Raw genomic sequence first — 23,365 nt, forward strand, 5'->3', positions numbered from 1 at the left:
AGCTGATGATCGAGAACAGGGCCGAGCAGGACCCGTACCTCGAACACCGGCGCCTGCTCTTCGCCACCGCCTACCGCATGCTGGGCAGCGTCACCGACGCCGAGGACGTGCTCCAGGACGCCTGGCTCACCTGGAGCACCGCCGACCGCGACACCATCCGGCACCCCAAGGCCTACCTGGTGCGCACGGTCACCAACCTCTCGCTGAACCGTCTCACCTCCGCCCGCGCCACCCGCGAGACCTACGTCGGCCCGTGGCTCCCCGAACCCCTGCTGACCTCGCCCGACATCGCCATGGAGGCCGAGTTGGCCGAGACCGTCTCCACCGCGATGCTGGTCGTCCTGGAAACCCTCACCCCCGTCGAACGCGCCGTCTTCCTGCTCCGTGAGGTCTTCGGCTACTCGCACGCCGAGATCGCCGAGACCCTCGAACGGCCCGAGCCGACGGTCCGCCAGATCGCGCACCGCGCCCGCGAGCACGTCCAGGCCCGCCGCCCCCGCTTCGACGCCGACCAGGCCCAGCGCCGCCAGATCACGGCCCAGTTCATGGAGGCCTGCGCGGGCGGCGACCTGAACGCCGTCCTGGAACTGCTCGCCCCCGACGTCACCGCGTGGTCCGACGGCGGTGGCAAGGTCACCGCCTCCCGCCGCCCGCTCCACGGCACCGACAGCGTCGCGCGCTGGATCGTGGGCTTCCTGGCCAAGCCCGAGCTCGCCGGCCTGACCATGGAGCCCGCCGTCATCAACGGCGAGCTCGGCGTCCTGGCCGTCATGAACGGCCAGACCGTCGGCGCCCTCTCGTTCGACCTCGCCGGCGGCCGCATCCAGAACATGCGCTTCCAGGTCAACCCCGACAAGCTCACCGGCCTCACCCCCGACAACGGCCTCTTCCGCCCCGATGAGTGAGATTCTGATTCTCTCTGAGTGAGAATGAGTCTTCCATCGGCCTCGTTCCGCGGTTAGCCTGCCGGCATGCGGTATGGACTGTGCGTGCCCAACCTCGGGGAGTTCGCCGAGGCAAGGGGGACCGCCGAGCTGGCGCGGCGGGCCGAGGAGGCGGGCTGGGACGGGTTCTTCGTCTGGGACCACGTGGTCTTCCCCTTCGGTGACCACGAGGTGGCCGACCCCTGGGTGCTGCTGACGCTGGTGGCCGCGGCGACCGAACGGATCAGGTTCGGGCCGCTGGTCACGGCGGTGGCGCGGCGCCGGCCGGGGACGCTGGCGCGGCAGACCACGTCGCTCGACCGGCTGTCGGAGGGACGGCTGGTGTTCGGCGCGGGGCTGGGCTTCACGCTGGAGGCCGAGTTCGGCACCTGGGGCGAGCCGACGGAGCCGGCGCGGGTGGCGCGGCGGCTGGACGAGGGCCTGGAGGTGCTGGACCGCCTGTGGTCGGGGAAGCGGGTGGACTTCGAGGGCGAGCACCTGGCCGTCGCCGGCGTGACGTTCCAGCCCGTCCCGGTGCAGCGGCCGCGGCCGCCGGTCTGGATCGGCTGCAACTGGCCCAACCGGCGGCCGCTCGACCGGGCGGTCCGGTGGGACGGCGTGGCGCCGATGATGGTCAGCCCGCAGGACGGCTCGTGGAACCCGACCCCCGCGGCGGTCGCCGAGCTCGTCGCTGACATCATCGCGCGGCGCGGCGGCACCGGGGCGTTCGACGTGGTGATCACCGGCCGTACGCCCGCGGACCGCCCGGACGAGGCGCGCGAGACGGCAGGGGCGATCGCCGCCGCCGGCGCGACCTGGTGGCTGGAGGGTTTCCGGCCCGTGCCCGGTGAGCACGACGCCGCGCTGCGGCGAATCGAGGCGGGCCCGCCCCGCTGAGCCCGAATTCCCCGTGTAGGCATGTAGGCATCCAAGGGCCGCCGGACATCTGTGGGTGACACAGAAACGGCGGAAGGGAGATGCCGTGCCCGAGGTGGATGATGGATTCGCCGCGTTGTGGGACGCCTACTACGACGACGTCCTCGGTTACGCCGCCCGGCGGGTCGATCAGGAGACCGCGCGGGACGTGGCGGCCGAGACCTTCCTCGTCGCCTGGCGGCGGCGGGACGAGGTCCCGGCGGACCGCCCGTTCCCCTGGCTGCTGCACGTGACCCGCAACGTGCTGGCGAACGAGGCGCGCGGCCACCGGCGGCGCGGGCGGCTATGGGGGCGCATGCGCGACGACCGCGAGCTCAGCGCACCGGTCGCCGACGTGGCGCTGGGACTGGCGGAGGGCGGGCGCATCCACGCGGCCCTCGGGCGGCTGTCGCCGCGCGACCGCGAGGCCCTGCAGCTCGTCGGCTGGGAGGAGCTCGACCCGAAGGACGCGGCGGTCGTCGCGGGGTGCTCGGCGAAGACGTTCTCGGTACGCCTGCACCGCGCCCGGCGGCGGTTGTCGGCCGTGCTCGCCGAACTCGACGCCGACGACCACCGCCTGCCCGCCGCCCCGACCCTGCAGAGGAGCCCGCAGTCATGAACGACGACATCACCGAAGTCCGGCGGCTGCTCGCACCGGCGAACCCGAGCCCGCGGGGGGCCCTGACCGGGGCCGCGCACGACGCGGCCGGCCGCGCCGCGTTCGCCCGCGTCACGGCCGCGCCGCCGGCCCCCGCCGCGTCCCGCGCCGCCCGGTTCTCGCCGCGCCGGCGGCTCGTCGCGGCCGGCGGGCTCGCGGTCGCGGTCACCGCCGCCGTGGCGGTGGCACCGAACCTCGGCGGTACGGACGGGGACGGCCGTCCACGCTCGGTCGTCCCGGCGGGCGACGCCCAGGTCGTGCTCGCCGGCGCCGCCAGTGCCGTGCAGAGCAGGCCGTTCACCGAGCCGCGCCCGAACCAGTGGATCTACGACGAGACGCGGTACCGCAGGACGGGGAACCCGCTCAAGGGGCAGGTGGTGACGCCGTCGTCGCCGTACACCACCGTGACCGACCGCTCGTGGACGCGGGCCGACGGCATCCGGGTCGCCTCGTTCGAGAGGGGCAAGCTGGTGATCTCTCCGACCGGCGGGGGGATGCCCCCCATCGACTACGCCTCGGTCTCGAGGTTGCCCCGCGATCCGGACGCGCTGCTCGCCTGGGCGCGCCGGAGCCGCAGCCCGATCCCGGGAGATGCCGACGCCATCGCGTTCAGGCTGCTGTCGGCCCTGCTGCAGCACAACGCCGTGCTCCCGCCCGAGCAGGAGAAGGCGATCTACCAGGCGATGGCGAAGGTCACGGCGATCACGCTCGACAGGTCGGCCGTGGACGCCGCCGGCAGGCCCGCCCTGTCCGTCGGCCGCGTCGTCGAGGGCTACCTGCGGCAGGAGGTCCTGCTGGACCGCGCGACCTACGCCTATCGCGGACACCGGACGACCGTGATCAAGGACCACACGATGCCGGACGCCGGCGCGTTCACCAAGGGCACGATCGAGAGCCAGTCGGTCCGCCTGGCGGCCGGGATCGTCGACGTCCCCGGACGCCGCCCCTGACAGGTCCCGCTGCCGACGGCCCTTCGCCCCCGCGGCGGAGGGCCGTCAGCCGTCGGCGGCCGAGCGTCCGGTGCCCGGCGCCGGGCGTCCGGCGTCCAGGGCCGCCTGGAGGGAGTCGGCGCGCGGCAGGCGGTCGGCGAGGCCGGTGAGCCAGAGCGCACGCGCGTTGTGCCGCCCGGCGCCGGCGAGGACCAGGTCGCCGCCGCCGCGCTGGAGCCGCTTCCACAGGTTCAGCAGGGTTCCCAGGCCCGCCGAGTCCAGGAACGCCAGGTCCGTGAGGTCGATGATCGCGCTGGCGCCGTCGGGCACCCGCTCCGCGGCCAGCGCGGTCAGCCGTTCGGCCCACCGGATGTCCAGGTCCCCGGAGACCGTGATCACCGTGCGTCCGTCAGTCTCCGTGACCGACAGTGACAACTCGCTCATCGCAGTCGCTCCCAAGAGGGTTATGGGCGATTCATACCGGTTGGGACGCTAGTCTCCTGCATAACCTTGAGTGGTTGATGACTTAGTGAGGGAACTCAGTGACCCAACCGGGCTCAACAGGACAAACACGAATCGCGCAGTTGCTCTCCGAACGCCGGGACGAGGTCCTCGCGCGGTGGGTCGCCGAGGTGGCCGACACGGTGCGCGGGCGCATCACCGAGCGTGAGCTCCGCCGCGAACTGGAGGAGCTGTACGAGATCGTCACGCGGCATGCGGCGGAGGGGCCAGGCGGCACCGCGGCCGACGAGCTGCGGCCGGTCCTGGCCGATCTGTCGCGCTCGCGGGCGCGGCAGGGGTTCACGCCGACCGAGACCGCCGTCAGCGTCTTCGCGCTGAAGCAGGCCGTCTTCTCGATTCTCGACGGCGCCGACGCGGACGCCCAGGTCTACCGGGAGTTCGTGCTCTTCTCGTCCGTGCTGGACGACCTGGGCCTGCACACCTTCGAGACCTTCGTCGCCACCCGCGAGCAGGTGATCGCCGACCAGACGGAGAGCCTGCTGGAGCTGTCCACGCCCGTGGTGAAGCTCTGGGACGGGATCGTCGCGGTGCCGCTGATCGGCACGCTGGACTCGGCCCGCACCCAGGTGGTGATGGAGACCCTGCTGCAGACGCTGGTCGACACCGGCTCCGGCTACGCGGTGATCGACATCACCGGTGTCGCGGCGGTCGACACCGAGGTTGCCCAGCACCTGCTCAAGACCGTGGTCGCGGCCCGGCTGATGGGCGCCGAGTGTGTGATCTCCGGCATCCGGCCGCAGATCGCGCACACGATCGTGACGCTGGGCATCGAGTTCGCCGACATCGTCACCAAGGCCACGCTGGCCGACGCGCTCGCGTACGTCCTGCGGCACAGCGGCGTCGAGGTCGTCAACCGGGGCCAGGCCTGATGGACCGCGTTCCCATTCTCAAGATCGGCGACATCCTGCTGGTGTCGATCCAGATCGACCTTCAGGACCAGTCGGTGCTGGCGCTCCAGGAGGACCTGGCCGAACGAGTGGTGGCCACCGGCGCCCGCGGGGTCATCATCGACATCACCGCCGTGGAGATCGTCGACTCCTTCATCGGCCGGATGTTCTCCACCATCGCCTCCATGTCGCGGCTGCTGGACGCCGAGACGGTCGTGGTCGGCATGCGGCCCGCGGTCGCCATCACGCTGGTCGAGCTCGGGTTGTCGCTGGGCGGCGTGCGCACCGCGCTGGACCTGGAGAAGGGCCTGGCGCTGCTGAACGCCGAGGGCGCGAGCAAGACGGCCAGGGCGCTGCGGGACCTTCGGTGACCACATCCGGCGACACCGAGATCGCCATCGAGACCGGCGACGACGTGGTGCGCGTGCGCCAGGCGGTCCGCACCGTGGCCGGGGCCGCCCGGCTCTCCCTGGTCGACCAGACCAAGGTGGTCACCGCCGCCAGCGAGCTGGCCCGCAACACCCTGGTCTACGGCGGGGGCGGCGTGGCCCGGGTGAAAGAGGTGACCGACGAGCGCGGCCGGAGCGGCGTCCGCATCATGTTTCGCGACGAGGGCCCGGGTATAGCGGACCTGGATCTCGCACTGACCGATGGCTGGACGAGCGGCCAGGGGTTGGGCCTGGGACTGACGGGCGCGCGGCGCCTGGTGGACGCGTTCGACTTGGAGACGGCGGTGGGAGTGGGCACCACGGTCACGGTGACCAAATGGCGCCGCTGAACGGCGCCGGGTGGTCGGTCGGCCCGGCCGCCGGGGAGACGCTCTGGTTGCCCGTGGAGGAGGTCAGCGCGGTCGCCGGGGTGCGCCGCCGGGTCACGGCGCTGGCCGGCCGGCTCGGCTTCTCCGCCGACCGGCTCGCCCAGATCGAGCTGGCGGTCAGCGAGGCCGCGTCCAACCTGCACAAGCACGCCGTCAACGGTGTCTTCGGCGTCTGGATCGTCCGGACCGGAGGCGTCGCCGCGATCGAGTTCGTCTGCCTGGACAGCGGCCCGGGGATCGCCGACGTGTCCCGGTCGATGGCCGACGGCTATTCCACCAGCGGCACCCTCGGCATCGGCCTGGGCGCGATCTCCAGGCTCGCCGACAGCAGCGACCTGCATTCCGTTCCGCGGCGCGGCTCGGTGCTCGCCGCGCGGTTCGCCGCCGAGACCGGGCTCCCGGCCGTGGCCGGCCACTCCGGCCTGACCAAGCCGAAGCCCGGTGAGCAGGTCTGCGGCGACGGCTACGCCGTGCACACCGGTGAAGCCGCGGTCCACGTCATGCTCTGCGACGGGCTCGGCCACGGGCCGCTCGCCGAGCGGGCCACGGCCGAGGCGGTCCGGACCGTCCAGCGGTGCGATCCGGCGGCCGGACCCGCCGCGCTGCTCAAGGAGATCCACCGGAAGCTGGCGGTGACCCGGGGCGGCGCGGTGTCGGTCGCGGAGATCGACGTCGCCGCCGGGCGGGTCCGGTACGCCGGACTCGGCAACGTGTCCGGCTGGATCGTCGACCCGGACGGCCGCCGAGGCATGATCTCGACTCCGGGCATCGCCGGGCACCAGGCCAGGACCATCCGCGAGCACGTCTACGACCTGCCGCCGGACGCCACGGTGGTGCTGCACTCGGACGGGCTCACCGACCGCTGGAACCCGCGGGACTATCCCGGGCTGTTCACCCGGCAGCCGCTGCTCGTCGCCGCGACGCTGCTGCGCGACGCCGGGGTGCGCAACGACGACGCCTCGGTCGTCGCGGTCCAGGCCAGGTGAGGCGCCGATGCGACACGAGCTGCGACGTTTCGAGATCCACGACGCCGACGACCTCTTCACGGTCCGGCGCACGGGCCGGGAGGCCGCCGCGGCGCTCAGGCTCGACACCTCCGACCAGGTCCGGACGGCCACCGCGGTCAGCGAGGTCGGCCGCGAGCTGATCGCGGTCACCGTCCCGGTCACGGTCAGGTTCCTGGTCGTCACGACGCCGCGGCCCGCGCTGGTCGTGGAGTTCGTGTTCAGCGCGCACGCCGGCGGGCGCCTGCCCGGGGAGGGCGCCGCGGCGGCGGCGCGCCTGGTCGACTCCGTCGAGGACGACGTGACGGACACGGGGGACATCGTCGTCCGGCTCCGCAAGCTGATGCACGCCGAGGTCCCGGCGCCCGCCGAGGAGGCCCTGTCGGCCGTCCAGTCCCGGCTGACCGAGCTGATGCCGGTCTCGCCCACCGAGGAACTGCGGGCCCAGAACGCCGAGCTGATCGACGCCCTGGACGACATCCGCCGGCAGCGCGAGGATCTGCGCGTGCTCAACGCCGAGCTGGAGGAGACCAACCAGGGCGTCGTCGCCCTCTACAACCAGCTCTCCGACGAGCTGGAGGAGACCAACCGGGGCGTCGTCGCCCTCTACGCCGAGCTCGACGACAGGAGCGAGGAACTCCGCGAGGTCGCCGAGGCCAGGACGAGGTTCTGGTCCAACGTCAGCCACGAGCTGCGCACGCCGGTCAACTCGGTCATCGGCCTCGCCCGGCTGCTGCTCGACGGCTCGGCCGAGCCGCTGAGCACCGAGCAGCACCAGCAGGTGGAGCTGATCGCCGACTCGGGGCAGACCCTGCTGTCCCTGGTCAACGAGCTGCTGGACTTCGCCAAGGCCGAGCGGGGCGCACTGGTGCCCGAACCGGCCGAGACCGACCTGCGGGCGGTGCTCGGCCAGGCCACCGCCCAGCTCGTCCCGGTCGCCGCGGAATCCGGGATCACCCTGGACATCGACGCCCCCGGCTCGGTACGGCTGGTCACCGACGAGGTGATGCTCACCCGGATCCTGCGCAACCTCGTCGGCAACGCCATCAAGTTCACCGCCGAAGGCGGGGTCCGCGTCACCGTGCGGGCCGAGGCCGACGGGCTGGTCGTCGAGGTCGCCGACACCGGCGTGGGCATCGCGCCCGAGCACCAGCAGCGGGTGTTCGAGGAGTTCTACCAGACGCCCGGCACCCGGGGCGGGACCGGGCTCGGACTGCCGTACGCGCTGCGGCTCGCCCGGCTGCTCGGCGGCGACCTCGCTCTGGAGAGCACGCCGGGCGAGGGCACCACGGTGACGTTGTGGCTCCCGCTCGGAACGCCGCCCCCGGTCCGCCGCGAGCTCGGCGTCGGCCACGTCCTGATCGTCGACGACGAGGAGAACGTCCGCCGCGAGCTGCGCGAGCTGCTGGCCGGCTCCGCGTCCCGCATCAGCGAGGCGGGCGACGGACGCGCCGCGCTCGCCCGAGCCGACGCCGCACCGCCCGACCTGGTGCTGCTCGACCTGCGGATGCCCGAGGCCGACGGGCTCTACGTGCTGGAACGGCTGCCGCCGCGGATCCCGGTCGTCCTGATGACCGACGTGGACCTTCGCGCGCTGGGCGATCCCCGGGTGAGCAGGGCCGGCGCGACGGTGGACAAGGCGCACCTGGACGGCGACGCTCTGAGCGAAGCCGTTCACCAGGCCATGGAAGCGGCGAGGGGGCCGGATGCGGAGTGAACGGGTGACCGCCCTCGTCGTCGACGACACTCCCGCCAAGCGGTACATCATCAGCAGCTGGCTGCGCCGCGCCGGGCACACCGTGATCGAGGCCGGATCGGCCGCCGAGACCTGGGAGCAGCTGGCCGACCACCAGGTCGAACTGGTGATTCTCGACGTCCGGCTTCCGGACATGAACGGCATCGAGGTGTGCGAGCGCATCAAGTCCGCGCCGGAGACCGCGTCGCTGCCGGTGATCCACATCTCCGCGACCGCGATCGCGACGTCGGACCGCACGTACGGTCTCCAGCAGGGCGCCGACGCCTATCTCACCGATCCGATCGACCCCGAGGAGTTCCTCGCCACGGTCGAGGCGGTGCTGCGCTACTACCGGGCCCGGCTGCGGGCCGAACGGATGGCCGCGCGGCTGGCCAGCCTCACCAGGACGACGCTGGCCGTGAACTCCGCCGAGACCTTCGACCAGCTCTCCATCGCCGCCGCGACGGGCGCCGCCGAGGTCTTCGGCGTCGCCGCGGCCTCGTTCATCCTGCCGGTGGACGGGCGGCTCCGGCGCACGGTGTGCCTGGACCCCGGCACCCCGCCCTGGCCGCGGACGAGCCCCGCCGACACCCTCCGGCGGCTGGGCGAGCTCGTGCCGCTCGGCGAGGACATGGGCTCGGCGGTGGCCACCGTCTCGCAGGACGACCTGTCCGCGATCCTGCCCGACAACGCGGCGGGCGGCGACGTGGCGCTCGTGCTCTCGCGCACCAAGGCCGGCCGGCCGCCGATCTGCCTGGGCATCCAGTACCGGGACGCGATGGGCGAGGACGAGACCAACCTGCTCCGCCAGCTCGGCCAGACCGTCGCGCTGGCCGTGGAGGCGCTGCGGTCCTACGCCGAGGAGCACGCGATCGCGCTGACGCTCCAGCGCAGCCTGCTGCCGGCCCGCACACCGCACGTGCCGGGCTGGACGTTCGCGGTCCGCTACGAACCGGCCAGCGACCAGGCCGAGATCGGCGGCGACTTCTACGAGGTGCTGGACTTCGGAGACCACCTGCTGGTCGCCATCGGCGACGTCCAGGGCCACTCGCTGCGGGCCGCGACGGTGATGGCCGAGGTGCGGCACGCGCTGCGCGCCTTCGCCGACGAGGGGCACGACGCCGAGACGATCCTGGCCCGGCTCAACAGCGTCTTCGCGCGGTACCACGACGACCAGTCCGCGACCGTCTGCATCATGACGCTCGACCCCGTCACCGGCGACCTCAAGATCGCCAGCGCGGGCCACCTGCCGCCGCTGTTCCATCAGGACGGCCAGTCCTGGTACGGCGCCGGCGGCGGGGTCCTGCTCGGCTTCCCGGTCAGCGAGGTACGCGTCGAGCACACCACCGTCCCGCCCGGCGGCGTGGTCGCGCTGTTCACCGACGGCCTCATCGAGGACCGCGGCGTTCCGCTGACCGACAACCTCGACCGGCTGCGCCTCATGCGGCTGGACGGCGACCTGGAGAAGTACAGCGACCGGGTCCTGGACGAGTTCGGGCACCGCGAGGACGACGTCGCCCTCGTCGTCCTCCGCCGCGACCCCTCCTGACGGGCGCACCGGCGCGGTTCACCCGGCCAGGTGGGCCAGGGCGAGGAGTTCGACGAGGTCGTACAGGGCCTCGCGCTGGAACGCGATGAAGAACAGCCCGGCCTCCAGGCGCCCGTGCCCGTCGGAGCCGTCGGTGAAGGAGTAGCCGCGCCGCAGCAGGCGCGCGCCGCCGTTGGTCTCGGGATGGGCGAGACGCACGTGCGCGTCCTCCTTCATGGCGCCGAGCACGACCCATCCAGGCCGCGCCGTCGCCGCCCGCGGCCCACACGTGGTCGCGCAACATCGCGGCGTTGGCGCCGGGGGCGTTCTGGACGTCGGTCTCCGGCAACGGGAACCCCAGCTTCAACTGGGACCCGGTCTGGTACGTCGACCCCTGCTGACGACCGTCGCCCGGGACGGCCGGTCAGGCGAGGCCGCAGGCGGCTACGGCGCGGCGCAGCTTGCGGTCGACCTCCTGGGGATGCCTGGCGAGCGACGAACGAGCATCGGCCGGCGCGGCCACGGCGAGCGGCTGAGGCCGGCGAGCACGCGGCCATGGCTGCTCTGGTCCGTTCGGCTCAGCCGGTGGCGGTCGTTGGCTTCGCGGTCGCCGTGCGGGTCATGCCGCGCCGCGTGGTGGGCGCGGGAGCGTCAGTCGAGGCAGAACTCGTTGCCCTCGGGGTCGGCCATGACGATGAATCCGTGGCTCATCGGGGGCTCCGGCTCGAAGCGGCGCACCCGGGCCGCCCCCAGCGCGACGAGCCGTTCGCACTCGGCCTCCAGCGCCGCCATCCGCTCGTCCCCCTGGAGCCCGGGAGCCGCTCGGACGTCGAGGTGAACGCGGTTCTTGGCGACCTTGTCCTCGGGCACCCGCTGGAAGAAGACCCGCGGCCCCTGCCCGTCCGGGTCCTCGATGGCCGACCGCGAGTTGCGCTGGTCCTCCGGTACGCCGACCCGGGCGAGGAAGTCGTCCCACGCGTCGAGCGGGTCGGTGCCCTCGGGCACGTCGACCCCGGGCGGGCCGGGGTGGACGTAGCCCAGGACCTCGTTCCAGAAGGAGGACAGGGCCTTCGGGTCGTGGGCGTCGAAGGTGATCTGGATGTGGCGGCTCATCAGGCGCTCCGTCGGGTAGCGGGTTTCTCGTGCGGTTCGGCCAGTCAAGTTCATCCGCGTCAACGGAGCCACGCTGACACCCCTAGCGGACAGGATCGGTCCGCTATCTGGCAGGGTGGGCGGCGTGGACGCTGCGGACGGTGACGAACGGGGCACGACGGAACGGGTGCTGGCGCTGCTCGGGCTGCTCCAGCAGCGCCACGTCTGGACCGGCCCCGAACTCGCCGGCCGGCTCGGAGTCACGCCGCGCACGGTGCGCCGCGACATCGAGCGGCTGCGCACGCTGGGCTATCCGGTGGCGGCCAGCCAGGGCGTCGGCGGCGGTTACCGGCTCGGCCCGGGGAAGGACCTGCCGCCGCTGCTCCTCGACGACGAGGAGGCCATCGCCACCGCGGTCTCGCTGCTCGCCGGTGCGGGCGGCGCGGTCGCCGGCGCGGGCGACGCCGCGCTCCGGGTGCTGACCAAGCTCGACCGGGTGCTGCCCATCCGGCTGCGGAACGAGGTGCGCGCGCTCTCGGGCTCGGTGGAGTCGTTCGGCGGCGGACGTCCGGCGGTCGGCCCCGACGTGCTCATGACGCTGGCCAGGGCCTGCCGCGACGGGGTCGAGGTCGCCTTCGGCCATCCGTCCGGCGATGAGGTGAGGGAACGGCGGGTCGAGCCCTACCGCCTCGTCGCCTCCGACCGCCGCTGGTACCTCTTCTCCTACGACCTCGATCGTGACGGCTGGCGCAGCTTCCGCGTCGACCGGATGACCGATGTGACCGCCCGGACCTGGCGCTTCGTCCCGCGTGAGGCCCCCGACGCGGCGGCGTACGTGCAGGAGAACGTGGCGAGCCGGGTCTATCCGCATCGGGCGCGCTTCCTCGTGCACGCGGCGGCCGGCACGGTGCGCGCGCAGCTTCCGGCGTCGGCGGCCGTCGTACGTCCGCGCGAGGACGGGCGCTGCGAGGTGCTCAGCGGCGCCGGCAGCCTCGACGCCGTCATCCTGCACATGGTGCTGCTGGGACACGACTTCGAGGTGCTCGACCCGCCGGAGCTCGGAAGGCGGTGCCGCGAGCTGGCGGAGAGGCTGCTGGCGGCCGGCGCGACGATCTCACCGGAGCCGGGCGGGTCATGAACGGCGCCCGGCGGAGGTCAGGTTCGTGCGAGCCGTTCGATCATCGCCGGGGCGGGGGAGCCGGAGGCGAAGCCGTCGAAGCGCACCTTGCGCAGCGCGAACCGCCACCCGTCCGCGGTCAGGACGAGCCGGTCGCGATAGCGGCCCCAGTGGTCGGGGCCGTCCGGTCCCACGAACATGAAGACGCTGCCGGCGCGGGCTTCGCCCGGCCCCGTCAGCTCGATGAGGCGGGACGAGACGTGGTGCGCCCCCGCCAGCGCGCGCATCCCGTCCTTGGCCTCCTCGGCGAAGCGCGTCACCCCGGCCGGGCCCACGGCCTGGCGCCGCCCGCCGATGTCCAGGATCCCGTCGGCGGCGAAGAGCGCGCCGAAGTCCGAGGAACGGCCGGAATCGCCGAACGCGGTGTACCGGCCGAGCAGTTGGTCGATCTCGGACCTGGCGACCAGATCCTCCAGCGCACCCATGACGTCTTCCTCCCGGTATCGCCCACACCTGGCCACGCTCGGGTGACCGATGACTTCCGCGGCCGGTTGACCCCTGGGGGCGCTCCGGCACGTAGTTCCCGGTGAGCATGACTCTCGCCGACGAGCTGAGGAGCCGACGTGAGCATCGACCCCGCCCACCGTTATCACAACGACCCTTGGGGCGATCGCGCTCGGACGGCGACGCGCACGCTCGAAACGCCGTGGCCGCAGGACCCCCGCGTCCAACAGGACCCCCGGATCCAGCAGGACCCCCGGTACCAGCAGGACTCCCGCGTTCGGCAGGACCCTCGCGTCCAGCAGGGCTCCCGGTTTCAGCAGGACTCCCGGATCCAGCAGGACCCCCGGTTTCAACAGGACTCACGCGTTCAGCGGGACGCCTGGGGTCGGCAGGACTCCCGGTATCAGCACGACCTTCGGGTTCAGCAGGACTCGCGGGGCGCGGCGTTCTCGTACGCGGGAGACATGGGCGACGTGGGCGACTCGGGCCGTCACCGGAACAGGGGGTCGCGCGGGGTTCTCGTCACGGCCGCCCTGATCTCCGCTCTGAGCGGCGCGGTGGCGGGCGCGGCCGGGGCCGTGGCCACCGGACTGGTGGGGACGAAGCAGGCGGAGGCCCCGGGGACGGGACGCCCGGTGGAGGCGGACGCGGGGTCCACGGCGGTGACGCAGCCCGGGGACCTGCGGAGCGCGGCGGCGAGGGTCCAGCAGAGCGTGGTCTCGATCAACGTGCGCGGCGGGTCGGGGCGTTCGACCGGCTCGGGCTTCGCGATCGACGATCAGGGACACATCCTCACCAACGCCCACGTCGTGGACGGCGGGCGGACGTTCGTCGTCATGTTGCCGGACCGCACGAACGTCAGGGCGAGTCTCGTCGGCGCCGACGCGGCCAACGACATCGCGGTGTTGTCGATCGGAGCCGCGTCGAGGCTGCCGCCCCTGGCCATGGGCCGTTCGTCGAGCCTGCGCGTCGGCGACCAGGTGCTCGCGGTGGGCTCGCCGCTCGGGCTGGCCGGGACCGTCACGTCCGGGATCGTCAGCGCCGCACAGCGCCGGGTGTCGCTCGGCAACGGCAGGCGCCAGTCGGCCGTGCAGACCGACGCGTCGATCAACCCCGGCAACTCCGGCGGCCCGCTGGTGAACACCCGCGGGCAGGTCATCGGGGTCAACACGGCCATCGCGACGCTGGGACAGGGCGCGGACGGGGGCGGGTCGGGCTCGATCGGCATCGGCTTCGCGATCCCGTCCGAACGTGCGGACGCCGTCGCCCGGCGCCTCATCCAGTAGTCACGTCGTCCAGGGGTACGGCGCGCGCCGTCACTCCTGGATGCGGCGCGCCATGGCCTGGAGGAAGATCTTGGAGATCTGCCCGGGGGTCTCGGCGACGTAGACGGCGCCGGGCACCGCGTCGGCGATCTGCCGCAGTTCCCGGGTGTCCACGTTCTTGCCGACGCCGATCATGATGACCTGGACCCGCCGGTTGGGGTCGGTGGTGGCCCTCAGGGTGGCCAGCGTCTTCTTCAGGGACGGGCCGCCGGGGTCGTCGTTGCCGACCCCGTCGGTGAAGAGCAGGACCGTGTTGCCGTACTCCGGCTTGTAGCTCTCGGTCATCTCCTTGTAGGCGGCCATCAGCGTCTCGAACAGCCCGGTGTCGCCGGTGACCTTGGGGCGCAGCGCGCTGAGGTTCGACAACACCAGCTGCCGCCGGGTGGCGGAGCCGAGCCGTTCTCCCAGCGGCCCGACCGGGACGGTCTGGCGCCAGTCGACGTTGCCCCGGAGCTTGGTGGAGAAGACCCAGACGCCGAGTTCGGTGTCGTCGGACATCATGCTCAGCCCGCCCTGGGCGGTCTGGGCGGTGGCCTGGAGGCGCGTCACGCCGGGCGTGATGGCTTCGGCCATGGTGCCGGAGATGTCCATCAGCGTCAGGATGCGGATGCCCAGCGACAACCTGGACCAGGCCTGCATGATCTGCCCGGTCTGCGCGGCGGTGGGCACGGGCAGCTGGCGGGGGCGTTGCGCGCTCACCCCGGTACCTTCGGCGAACGTGCTCGGCGCCTTGCCGTCGGGGGAACGGAAGCCCAGCCTCGCCACGTCGTCGCGGGTGGCCGCGCTGCTCATCGCCCGTTCCAGCAGCCGGGCGGCCTTCTGCTCGCGCGCGTCGGCGGTCGTGATGGTGAACGGGTAGTCCTGCGACAGCGTGCCTTCGAGCGGGTAGATCGCCACGGCCGGTTCGGCCGGTCCGGTCCGGTTGAAGGTCCAGACGGCCTGCTCGGGCGCCAGCGCGATGGGCTGCTGCCCCTTGCGGCCCGGCTTGAACTGGCTGAACTGGGCCTGGACGGTGGGCCGGGTGCTCTCCCGGGCCGTGCGCACGATGCCGGCGAAGATCGACTCCTTGTTGGGGTCGTTGGCCAGCAGCGTGTTGGTGATCATGAGTGCGCCCAGCCCCGCCGCGTTGCGGGCGGGATCGGGCACCAGGAGCCGTACCGAGTCCTTGGGGATCATCTGGTTCTTGGTCACCGCGCCGCCCTCGACGCCGCCCGCGGCCTTGAGGAGGTTGTCCCAGGACGGGCTGGCCGTGACGCCCTGCGACTTCAGCTGGACGGCGAGCGTGCGGGGGAGCGCGACCACGATGGGGCTGGACGCCACCGAGGTCTTGGTGACCTGGACCTTGGCGGCCTGGCCGCTCTGGGTGCCGCTGTCCCGCGGGGCGGCCAGCGCGATCCAGGACGAGGAGTCGGGAATCCACACGTCGGGAATGCGGGCGCTGCCTCCGGCCGGGGCCTGTCCCGACAGCAGGGGGGTCAGCGACGCGGGGTCGGCCTTGCGGGCCACCGCCCGCACGCAGTCGCCGTCGACCTCGTGCTTGGCGGTGTTGAACCGTCCGGCCGCGTTGACGACGGCGGGCTGGATGTCGGGTGCCGCCGCGATGTCGAGCGTGATGGCGTCGGTGCCCGAGCAGTCGGTGCTGCCCACGAACGCGTAGACGCCCACCCCCAGCAGCACCGCGAGTCCCACCGCGCCGGCGAGCGGGCCGATCATCACGCTGACGGGCCTGCGGCGTCGCGGTCCGGCGGCGTAGGGGCCGGATCCGCCGGGACCGGAGATCCTGTTGGGCCAGCTGTCCGAAGCGCTGACCCGGTCGTCGTAGACGCCGCCGCCGCGCACGTCGCGGTCGCCCGCCGGCGGTGGCGGTCCCGGCCGCCGGTCCTCCTCGCGCGGCCCCGGCATCCTGTACGGACCGCTCCCCGGCGCGCCGTAGGGGTCGTCGCCCTGCGCGCCGGACTCGTAGCCGGGCGGAGCTTCCCTCGGACGGTACCTCTCGGGCAGACTCTCGTCGGGTATCCGCGGCCTTCCGGCTCCGTCGAACCAGCGTGAGGACCCGTCGTTGGCGGGTCCGAAGATCGGCCGTGACGGATCGTCGGCGGGGTCGTTCGGGTCGTGTCCGCTCACGGCGGCCCCCACATCTCGCACGGACGTGTGCAACTCAGGATGCCGAAGTGACCTAAGAGATACACATATTTCCCGATATGCGCCAGGCCCTAACAAGATCAATTGCCGATAGCTGGGACCTGGCCCGTTCCATCTTCGCGAAACACGCCGCACCTGTCCCTTACGCATGATTCTCGGGCAGATCCGCGCGGCCACACCGCACGCTCGAAATGGCACCCGGAAACGGCACCGCGGGTGATGCGGACGCCCTGCCCGGCTGTGCGGCCGGGCAGGGCGTCATGCCGTCACTTGTGAGGGAAGCGGACCTTGGTGCGGGTTCCGCAGCCCTTGCCTGACGTGCCCGCCTCGCAATTGGAGTTCGGGGCGACGACGGTGTTCCTGAGGACGGTGTCGCCCCGGGGCTTCTTGCGGACGGTGACGGTATAGGTCACGGTCACCGTCGCGCCCGTGGCCAGCGGGCCCCGCCAGGTGAGCTTGGGGCGTTTGTAGCTGACCGCGGGCGCGGTGGCCTTGGCGTCGTCGCCATAGCGGGCGTCGTCGAGGACGTCGCTCAGGTCGTCGGTGACGACGGCCGGGTCGGACGAGGTGAACGGGGCGTTGCCCACGTTCGTGATCGTCATCGTGTAGCGGACGCGGCTGCCCGGCTTCGTGGTCTTCCCGGCGCTGGACTTCTTGACCACGTTCAGCTTCGGGGTGCCCGGCCGGATGGACAGCGGGTAGTCCTCGACCTCACCACGGCCGCCGTAGGCGGCCGGGCCCGGTTGCGGCGCGGCCAGGCGGTAGCCGCCGAGCGTGCGGAGGTCCCCGTAGAGGCGGAACCGGGCGAACGTCGCACCCGCGGCCGGCACCGAGATCCTGGGCCAGGAGAGCCGCACCGTGGTGGCTCCGGCGGGGACCCGGCGCTGGGCCAGCTCACCCGGCTCGAAGGCGCCGTCGCGGTCGAAGTCGATCCAGCCCGCGGCCAGGGCGGGCCTCGAGGTGGTGTTGCGCACGGAGAGGTCCTGCGCGTACGAGGTCTGGTCCTTGGCCAGCGGCGCGAAGGTCCTGACCGCGTCGTCGCCGCCGTCGGTCGTCCCGTCGAGGGTGCTCGGGGCGTCCCGTTCCGGGGTCACCGCCGTGCCCAGGGTCAGGCCCTTGGTGATCCAGTGGTACGGGCCGCCGGTGGCGAACCTGGTCTTGTAGGCGTCGGGCGCGTCGCCGAAGTCGGTCTCCGGAATGGGCACCACGGCGCCGCAGCGCGGATCCTTGGACCCCGGCGGGCAGTTGCCGCCCGGGTCGTCGGAGACCACGGCGTTGGTCAGCTTCCCGTCACCCGTCGCGGGCCGCTCGAGGGTGACGGAGTAGGTGATGGTGATCGTCCTGTCGGCCGGGACGTTGCCCTGCCAGCTCAGGTTCGGCTCGGCGTACGAGACGGTGCCCGCGGTGGCCGCGGCGTCGTCGTTGTACGTCGCGTCGTCCAGCGTCCCGGTGAGGTCGTCGGTGAACGACGCCCCGGTGTAGATGACCCTGCCGGGGTTGGTGACGGTGATCGTGTACTTCACCGTGCCGCCGGGCGCGGGGTTCTCGGGAGAGGCCGTCTTGGTGAAGCGCAGTTCGGGCTCCGGGACGATGGTGCTGCACTCCGGCTCGGTGCCCTTGACGCAGTTGGATCCCGGCGCGACCACTCCGTTCTTGACGGTGTCGTCGCCCGTGGCCGGATCGTTCAGGGTGACCGAGTAGGTGATGGTGACGGTCTGGTCCTTGGCGATGTCGCCGGTCCAGGTGAGCTTGGGCTCGGTGTAGGAGACGCTGCCCGAGTCGGCTTGGGCGTCGTCGTTGTAGGCGCCGTCGTCGAGGACGCCGGTCAGGTCGTCGGTGAGCTCGGCGCCCGGGTAGTCGGCTTCACCGACGTTCTGCGCCGTCACCGTGTACGTGATCGTCTCGCCGGGCTTGGCCACCTCGGGCGAGGCCTTCTTCGTCACCTTCAGCTCCGGGACGGGGACGACGGTGCCGCAGTCGGGATCGGTGCCGTCGGCGCAGTTGGAGCCAGGCACCACCACGGCGTTCTTGAGAATGTCGTCGCCTGCCGGCGGGTCCTTCACCGTGACGGAGTAGGTGATGGTGACGGTCTGTCCCTTGGCGACGTCGCCGGTCCAGGTGAGCTTGGGCTCGGTGTAGGAGACGGCGCCGGAGTCGGCCGTGGCGTCGTCGTCGTAGGTGGCGTCGTCGAGGACGCCGGTCAGGTCGTCGGTGAGCTCGGCGTCCGGATAGTCGGCCTCGCTGTCGTTGGCGATCGTGACCGTGTACGTGACCTTGTCGCCCGGCTTCGGGGCGGCCGGCGCGGCCGTCTTCTTCACGGTGAGCTCTGGAACGGGATGGACGTTGTGGCAGTCCGGCTCGGTGCCGTCGACACAGTTCGAGCCGGGCACCACCACGGCGTTGGTCAGGGTGTCGTCACCGCCGGGCGGGTCGTCGACCGTGACCGAGTAGGTGATCGTCGCCTTCTCGCCCACCTTCAGGTCTCCGGTCCAGGTGAGCTTCGGCTCGGCGTAGGAGACCGAGCCCTTGTCGGCGGAGGCGTCGTCGTCGTACGTCGCGTCGTCCAGGACGGCGGTCAGGTCGTCGGTGGCGGTGGCTCCCGGATAGTCGGCCTTGCCGACGTTCTCCACGGTCAGCGTGTAGGTGACCTTCTCGCCCGGCTTGGGCTCGCCGGGTTCCGAGGTCTTCTTGACCTGGAGTTTCGGGAGGTCCTGTTCGGTGGAACAGGCCGGGTCGTCAGGCGGGCTCCCGTCCGAGCCGGGGGTGCAGTTGGTCCCGGGCGTGGTCGAGGTGACCGCGTTGACCATGACGAGGTCGCCGGTGGGAGGGTCCGTGACCGTGACCGAGTACGTGACGGTGACGGTGGAATCGGCCGGGACGTCGCCGGTCCAGGTGAGGTCGGGCTCGGTGTACGAGACGTCGCCGGAGTCGGCTTGGGCGTCGTCGTTGTAGGTGGCGTCGTCGAGGACCTTGGTCAGGTCGTCGGTGAAGTTCACCCCGTCGTAGTCGGTGTCGGTCGGGTTGGTCACCTTGACCGTGTAGGTGACCTTGTCCCCGGGAAGCGGGTTCTCGGGTGACGCCGACTTGGCGATCTGCACCTGGGCGACCGGGGTCTTGGCGTCCGCGGTGGTCCTGGTCCGCTCGGACGGGTAGTCGGCGCCGCCGTACTCCACCGTCGCGGTGTTGGTGACCGTCGTCCCGGCGCTCTCGGTGGTCAGCTTGACCCGGAAGCTGACGACGGCCCTGTCACCGACGGCGAGCGTTCCGCCGTCGGTGGCGTCGGCACCGGTCCCGAGACGTACGGTGATGTCGTCGCCGGTCACCTCGCCCTGGTCGTCGCCGGCCGCGTCGGTCTTGGCGCCCTCGCCGGCCCCCGTGACGATCTCGAGAGAGCCCGGAACGTAGGTGGTCCCGGCGGGAACGGAGTCGGTCAGCACGGTCTCGACCGCGTCGTCCGGACCCGTGCTCTGGGCGCTGATGGTGTACTCCACCTCGGCTCCGGGCTGGGCGGGGCCGCCGCCCACCACGTTCGCCTCCTTGGCCAGCTCGATCTTCGGCTCGTTGAGGTCGATCTGGGAGTAGAGCGCGTGCGGCCAGTAGGTGTCGCCGCTGGTGCCGATCGAGAACGTGGCGTCGGTGTCGCCGTTGCGGAAGGCCGACGAGGCGTCGATGATGCTGGAGTCGTAGCCGAGGTTGTTGGGGTAGTCGGTGTCGCGGGCCGTCTCGTCGGCGCCGAGCGTGGCGACCGTCGAGTTGAAGAAGTCGTTGGCGGGATGGGCGCCGTCGGTCAGGGTGGTCTGGGGCCCGTTGGTCGTCTTGACCTGTGCGTAGTCCCCTTCGATGCCGTCGTCACCGTCGTAGACGATCTCGCCGAGCAGTGCGTGGACCGTTCCGTTGGTGGGGGTCTGGAATCCGCTGACGGTGCCCGTGGTCGGCGGGTCGCTGGACTCCTGGTAGAGGTAGCCGTCGTAGAGGGTGAGGTTGCGCAGCGGGGAGTCGTCGTCCTCGTAGACGACCACCACGCTCCAGCCGCCGAACGCGCCGAGCCCGTCGGAGCCGCGGGCGGTCTGCAGGTCGGCGACGGTGTAGGTGCCCGCTCCGGCGCTCGCGACGAGGGCGGTGACGTCGGCCGACGCGCCGTAGGCGTAGCCGGCGTACGCGGTGGTGGTCTGGCCGATGTCCCCGGCGTCGGCGGTCACGTCCTGGTACGAGCCGCCGGGCGTCCTGAACTTCACCGTCCCGCGCGCGTCGGCGTCGGGAGCGGACCTGTTGCCGGACGGAAGACCGGGCGTGTCCGTGGAGGTCTGGGATCGGCCGCCCCAGTAGAGCCTGGCCAGTTTCACCGTGGCTCCGGCCGGCATCGACAGGTCGGCGCTGCTGGAGTCGAACGTCGTGTCGTCGCCGTCGACATCGATGAACGTGGCAGGGAGATCGTTGTAACCGGAGCCGTTGCGCCGTCCGGTGCACCTGCCGTCGGCCGGGGGATAGCAGCTGACGACGCCGTTGCCCGCCCGCGCCATTCCACCGCGAGCGGTCTCGCCATAGCGCTGCGCGAACGGCAGTTCGGCGCGCGCCGCGCCCGTGTGGCCGACGGCCATCGCCTCGCCGATGCCGGGGCATGCGAGCACCACGGCGGAGACGAGCGCCATGATCAAAATGCGCGTCCAGAAGTCGAATCTCACACCGCTCACCGCGGTCACTCCCCGAATTAGACGAACCGCAAGGCGGTCACAGGAACAGGACGCACCAGACCGTTCTGATGATCGTTGAGGCGCCCGGGTCGTTCCTGCCCGGCGGGGAGGCCGGTGGCGCGCGGAAGTTCTCCATCTCTTGATCAACTTTGTTTGTTGATCTTGCAATCCGCGTCGCGGGGAAGGAGCCGGCCGCGGCGGGTCAGCCGCCGACGCGGCCGATGGTGACCATCCGGCCCTGGGTGGATTCCACGACGATCGGGAGCCCGTCGGGCACGGTTCCACGGAGGTCGGCCAGCAGGCGATCCGTCGGCGGCAGGCCGGACGGGGTGCGGACGGCGATGTGGAACGTCGCGGACTCCCTGCGGACCCCGATGACCGAGGCTCCCGGCTCGTCCGCGAGCCATCGGGCCGCCGTGGCCCGGACACCGTCCTCCCAGGCGGCGAACATGTAGTTCGCGACGGTGCTGAGGAGCAGCGGGATCGCGACGAGCAGGCCGAGCCCGCTGAGGGCGAGCACGGCACGCCGCCGCGACGCGTTCGCCGGCACGTCCACGTAGCCGAGGACGGCGAACACGAACGTCCCCGCCAGGACCAGCGACAACATGTTGGACAGGAACAGCACCAGCGCGCCGAGCGCGAGCGCCGGGGCGCCGGCGCCCAGGCAGACGCCCACGACGACCAGCGGCGGGACCAGCGAGATCGCGATCGCCACACCGGGCAGGATCGCGGCGACGTCGCGCCGGGCCAGCGCGACGGCTCCCGCGAGGCCGGTCGCCATGGCCGCGACGAGATCGGCCAGTCCGGGCGAGGTCCGGCCGGAGATCTGGCCGTTGGCCAGCAGCTGGTAGGAGCCGGGCAGCGCGAGCGACGCCAGCAGCCCGACGGCGACGACGGCGGTCACGCCGCCGAGGACGAACCAGCCCGCGCCGGTGCGCGACCGTTTCACCAGGCCGAGCGCCATGCCCATGATGGGCGTCGACAGCGGGGCGATGATCATGGCGCCGATGACCGTCGCGGTCGAGTCGGCCATCACCCCGGCCGCGGCGATCACGGCTGACAGCACGAGCATCGTCCAGAACGCCGAATACCGGGACGTCCGGTCTCCCGCCCGCAGGTCGAGGTCGTCGGTCAGCTCCTCCAGCGTCCGCCGCTGCGCCTCCGGGACCAGCCGGTCCCGCACCCCCGTCGGCATCATCGGTCGCACGGCCGGCCCCGAACCGGCGTCACGCCAGGATCTTGGTCTTGGCCTGCTGGTACTCCTCGTCGGTGATCTCACCGCGCGCCTTGAGGTCGGCGAACTTCTCCAGCTGGTCGGCGGTGTTCGGCCCGGCGCCGGCGGTCTGGCGGATGTAGTCCTGGAACGCCTGCTCCTGCTTCGCCACCTGTCGCGCCTGGCGCTTGTGCATCGAGCCGCCTCGGGCGATCAGGTAGACGAGGACGCCGAGGTAGGGCAGGACGAGCACCAGCACCGTCCAGCCGGCCTTGCCCCAGCCGCCGAGGTCCTCACTGCTGAAGATGTCCATGATCACGCGGAACAGCAGGAAGAGCCACATGATCCAGAGGAAGAACCACAACATGGTCCAGAAGAGGTTGAGCAGCGGGTAATCGTCCATGGCAGGTGTCCGTTCTCGGCCAGAGTCAGAGACAGGCCGCCCATCGCGACGGGTTGACGGCCTTGTCACCCAGGTATCTCCCGTCCCATGGCACGTGAACGTCATGCGTGGGCAAATGAAAGGAAACGGCCGGACGGGGGGCCGGTTCAGCGGGCGGACAGGTCGCGTTCCAGGGCGTCGGCGGCGGCCCGTAACGTGCCGACCAGCCTCGGCAGGCGCTCCTTCTCGTACCGCGCGCTCGGCATCGACACCGAGATCCCGGCGACGACCTCGCCGCCCGGCGCGTGCACGCGGACGCCGACCGCGACCACGCCCCGCTCGGACCGGCCCTGGTTGAGCGCGAACCCGTTGCGGCGCACCCGTTCCAGGTCGGCCCGCAGAACGTCCAGATCGGGCTTGTCGCCGTACCGGTCGTCACGCTCGTGCCGGTCGTCGTACCGGTCGTCCGGGCGGCCCGCCGCGTACAGCTCGGCCAGCTCCTCCGGCGGCAGTTCGGCGAGCAGCAGCAGGCCCGCCGTGGTCCAGTGCGCGGGGAAGACCATGCCCTCGCGGGAGCCGACCCGCAGGACCTGGGGCGACTCGACGCTGGCGATGAACCGCACGGTCGTCCCGGTCCGGACGGTGAGGTTCGCCGATTCGCCGAGCAGCTCCACCAGGCGGTGCAGATGCGGCAGCGCCACCGCGCGCAGCCGTGCCGCGGCCGACTGGGAGTGGGCGGCCAGCTCGAGGACGGGCCCGACCCGGTAGGTCCGGTCGGAGTCCCGCACCGCGAAGTCGCGGTAGACGAGCATCGCGAGCAGCCGGTGCGCGGTGGAGGCGGCCACGCCGAGCCGCCGCGCCACCTCGCTGACCGTCAGCGGGCCCTCGAGCTGGAGCATCGTCGCGATGCGCAGCGCGTTGTCGACGCTCGCGATGGCGTACGGAGGCGGCTCCTTGAGCGGCTTGTCCATCCCGGCCCTG

At 72.1% G+C, this 23,365-nt stretch carries 21 protein-coding genes; 12 read left to right on the top strand and 9 right to left on the bottom strand.

The window, feature by feature from the left end; translation table 11 throughout:
* Positions 1–5: 5 nt before the first annotated feature.
* From ABZ810_RS28300 to ABZ810_RS28315, 4 genes are all read left to right on the top strand, one after another.
* A complete protein-coding gene (locus ABZ810_RS28300; protein WP_358408386.1) occupies positions 6–905 on the top strand; it encodes an RNA polymerase sigma-70 factor in 900 nt (299 codons plus the stop codon).
* 66 nt (positions 906–971) lie between these two features.
* Positions 972–1,820: an LLM class flavin-dependent oxidoreductase gene (locus ABZ810_RS28305; protein ID WP_358408388.1), complete on the top strand. Its 849-nt coding sequence runs from the start codon at positions 972–974 to the stop codon at positions 1,818–1,820.
* An 85-nt stretch (positions 1,821–1,905) separates the two neighbouring features.
* Complete coding sequence (locus ABZ810_RS28310) at positions 1,906–2,457, top strand: sigma-70 family RNA polymerase sigma factor (RefSeq protein ID WP_358408390.1); 552 nt, start codon at positions 1,906–1,908, stop codon at positions 2,455–2,457.
* Positions 2,454–3,446, top strand: a complete 993-nt coding sequence (locus ABZ810_RS28315) for a CU044_5270 family protein (RefSeq protein ID WP_358408392.1) — start codon at positions 2,454–2,456, stop codon at positions 3,444–3,446. Before ABZ810_RS28310 ends, ABZ810_RS28315 begins: the two co-directional genes overlap by 4 nt.
* Positions 3,447–3,491: 45 nt before the next feature.
* Here ABZ810_RS28315 and ABZ810_RS28320 read toward each other — a convergent pair whose 3' ends face one another.
* On the bottom strand, positions 3,492–3,869 hold the full coding sequence (locus tag ABZ810_RS28320; protein ID WP_358408394.1) for an STAS domain-containing protein: 378 nt from the start codon (positions 3,867–3,869) through the stop codon (positions 3,492–3,494).
* Between the two features lie 140 nt (positions 3,870–4,009).
* Here ABZ810_RS28320 and ABZ810_RS28325 point away from each other — a divergent pair, with 140 nt between their 5' ends.
* Genes ABZ810_RS28325 through ABZ810_RS28350 form a run of 6 tightly spaced genes read left to right on the top strand, consistent with a single transcriptional unit; the run spans position 4,010 to position 9,939 of the window.
* Positions 4,010–4,816: an STAS domain-containing protein gene (locus ABZ810_RS28325; RefSeq protein ID WP_358408397.1), complete on the top strand. Its 807-nt coding sequence runs from the start codon at positions 4,010–4,012 to the stop codon at positions 4,814–4,816.
* Complete coding sequence (locus ABZ810_RS28330; RefSeq protein ID WP_358408398.1) at positions 4,816–5,205, top strand: STAS domain-containing protein; 390 nt, start codon at positions 4,816–4,818, stop codon at positions 5,203–5,205. The genes ABZ810_RS28325 and ABZ810_RS28330 overlap by 1 nt, the downstream gene beginning before the upstream one ends.
* Positions 5,202–5,612 carry an ATP-binding protein gene (locus ABZ810_RS28335; RefSeq protein WP_358408400.1) on the top strand — a complete coding sequence of 137 codons (411 nt, stop codon included), beginning with the start codon at positions 5,202–5,204 and terminating at the stop codon, positions 5,610–5,612. The genes ABZ810_RS28330 and ABZ810_RS28335 overlap by 4 nt, the downstream gene beginning before the upstream one ends.
* On the top strand, positions 5,600–6,637 hold the full coding sequence (locus ABZ810_RS28340; protein WP_358408401.1) for an ATP-binding SpoIIE family protein phosphatase: 1,038 nt from the start codon (positions 5,600–5,602) through the stop codon (positions 6,635–6,637). Before ABZ810_RS28335 ends, ABZ810_RS28340 begins: the two co-directional genes overlap by 13 nt.
* 7 nt (positions 6,638–6,644) lie before the next feature.
* Positions 6,645–8,372, top strand: coding sequence for an ATP-binding protein (locus tag ABZ810_RS28345; RefSeq protein ID WP_358408403.1), 1,728 nt, complete (start codon positions 6,645–6,647; stop codon positions 8,370–8,372).
* The gene (locus ABZ810_RS28350; RefSeq protein WP_358408405.1) at positions 8,362–9,939 is read left to right on the top strand and encodes a fused response regulator/phosphatase; all 1,578 of its coding nucleotides are present in this window, start codon (positions 8,362–8,364) and stop codon (positions 9,937–9,939) included. The genes ABZ810_RS28345 and ABZ810_RS28350 overlap by 11 nt, the downstream gene beginning before the upstream one ends.
* 18 nt (positions 9,940–9,957) lie before the next feature.
* Here the strand turns inward: ABZ810_RS28350 and ABZ810_RS28355 are convergent, their stop codons facing one another.
* Entirely contained in the window at positions 9,958–10,167 is a 210-nt protein-coding gene (locus ABZ810_RS28355) for a hypothetical protein (RefSeq protein ID WP_358408408.1), read from the bottom strand.
* A 402-nt stretch (positions 10,168–10,569) separates the two neighbouring features.
* On the bottom strand, positions 10,570–11,031 hold the full coding sequence (locus tag ABZ810_RS28360; protein ID WP_358408410.1) for a VOC family protein: 462 nt from the start codon (positions 11,029–11,031) through the stop codon (positions 10,570–10,572).
* 124 nt (positions 11,032–11,155) lie between these two features.
* Between ABZ810_RS28360 and ABZ810_RS28365 the strand changes: the two genes are divergently transcribed.
* Positions 11,156–12,148 carry a YafY family protein gene (locus ABZ810_RS28365; RefSeq protein WP_358408412.1) on the top strand — a complete coding sequence of 331 codons (993 nt, stop codon included), beginning with the start codon at positions 11,156–11,158 and terminating at the stop codon, positions 12,146–12,148.
* A gap of 17 nt (positions 12,149–12,165) precedes the next feature.
* Here ABZ810_RS28365 and ABZ810_RS28370 read toward each other — a convergent pair whose 3' ends face one another.
* Positions 12,166–12,612 (bottom strand): nuclear transport factor 2 family protein, encoded by a 447-nt coding sequence (locus tag ABZ810_RS28370; RefSeq protein ID WP_358408414.1) that lies wholly within the window; start codon positions 12,610–12,612, stop codon positions 12,166–12,168.
* Between the two features lie 483 nt (positions 12,613–13,095).
* Here ABZ810_RS28370 and ABZ810_RS28375 point away from each other — a divergent pair, with 483 nt between their 5' ends.
* Positions 13,096–13,917 carry a trypsin-like peptidase domain-containing protein gene (locus ABZ810_RS28375; RefSeq protein ID WP_358408416.1) on the top strand — a complete coding sequence of 274 codons (822 nt, stop codon included), beginning with the start codon at positions 13,096–13,098 and terminating at the stop codon, positions 13,915–13,917.
* A gap of 30 nt (positions 13,918–13,947) precedes the next feature.
* Here the strand turns inward: ABZ810_RS28375 and ABZ810_RS28380 are convergent, their stop codons facing one another.
* The 5 genes from ABZ810_RS28380 to ABZ810_RS28400 form a co-directional block, all read right to left on the bottom strand.
* Complete coding sequence (locus ABZ810_RS28380; RefSeq protein ID WP_358408417.1) at positions 13,948–16,080, bottom strand: substrate-binding domain-containing protein; 2,133 nt, start codon at positions 16,078–16,080, stop codon at positions 13,948–13,950.
* Positions 16,081–16,364: 284 nt separating this feature from the next.
* Positions 16,365–20,789, bottom strand: a complete 4,425-nt coding sequence (locus tag ABZ810_RS28385) for a GEVED domain-containing protein (protein WP_358408418.1) — start codon at positions 20,787–20,789, stop codon at positions 16,365–16,367.
* Between the two features lie 202 nt (positions 20,790–20,991).
* Positions 20,992–21,987, bottom strand: a complete 996-nt coding sequence (locus ABZ810_RS28390; protein WP_358408419.1) for a DUF389 domain-containing protein — start codon at positions 21,985–21,987, stop codon at positions 20,992–20,994.
* Between the two features lie 28 nt (positions 21,988–22,015).
* A complete protein-coding gene (locus ABZ810_RS28395) occupies positions 22,016–22,405 on the bottom strand; it encodes an SHOCT domain-containing protein (RefSeq protein ID WP_358408420.1) in 390 nt (129 codons plus the stop codon).
* Between the two features lie 146 nt (positions 22,406–22,551).
* Positions 22,552–23,355: an IclR family transcriptional regulator gene (locus ABZ810_RS28400; protein ID WP_358408422.1), complete on the bottom strand. Its 804-nt coding sequence runs from the start codon at positions 23,353–23,355 to the stop codon at positions 22,552–22,554.
* Between the last annotated feature and the right edge of the window lie 10 nt (positions 23,356–23,365).

The organism is Spirillospora sp. NPDC047279 (genome assembly GCF_040643285.1).
Lineage (GTDB): Bacteria > Actinomycetota > Actinomycetes > Streptosporangiales > Streptosporangiaceae > Spirillospora.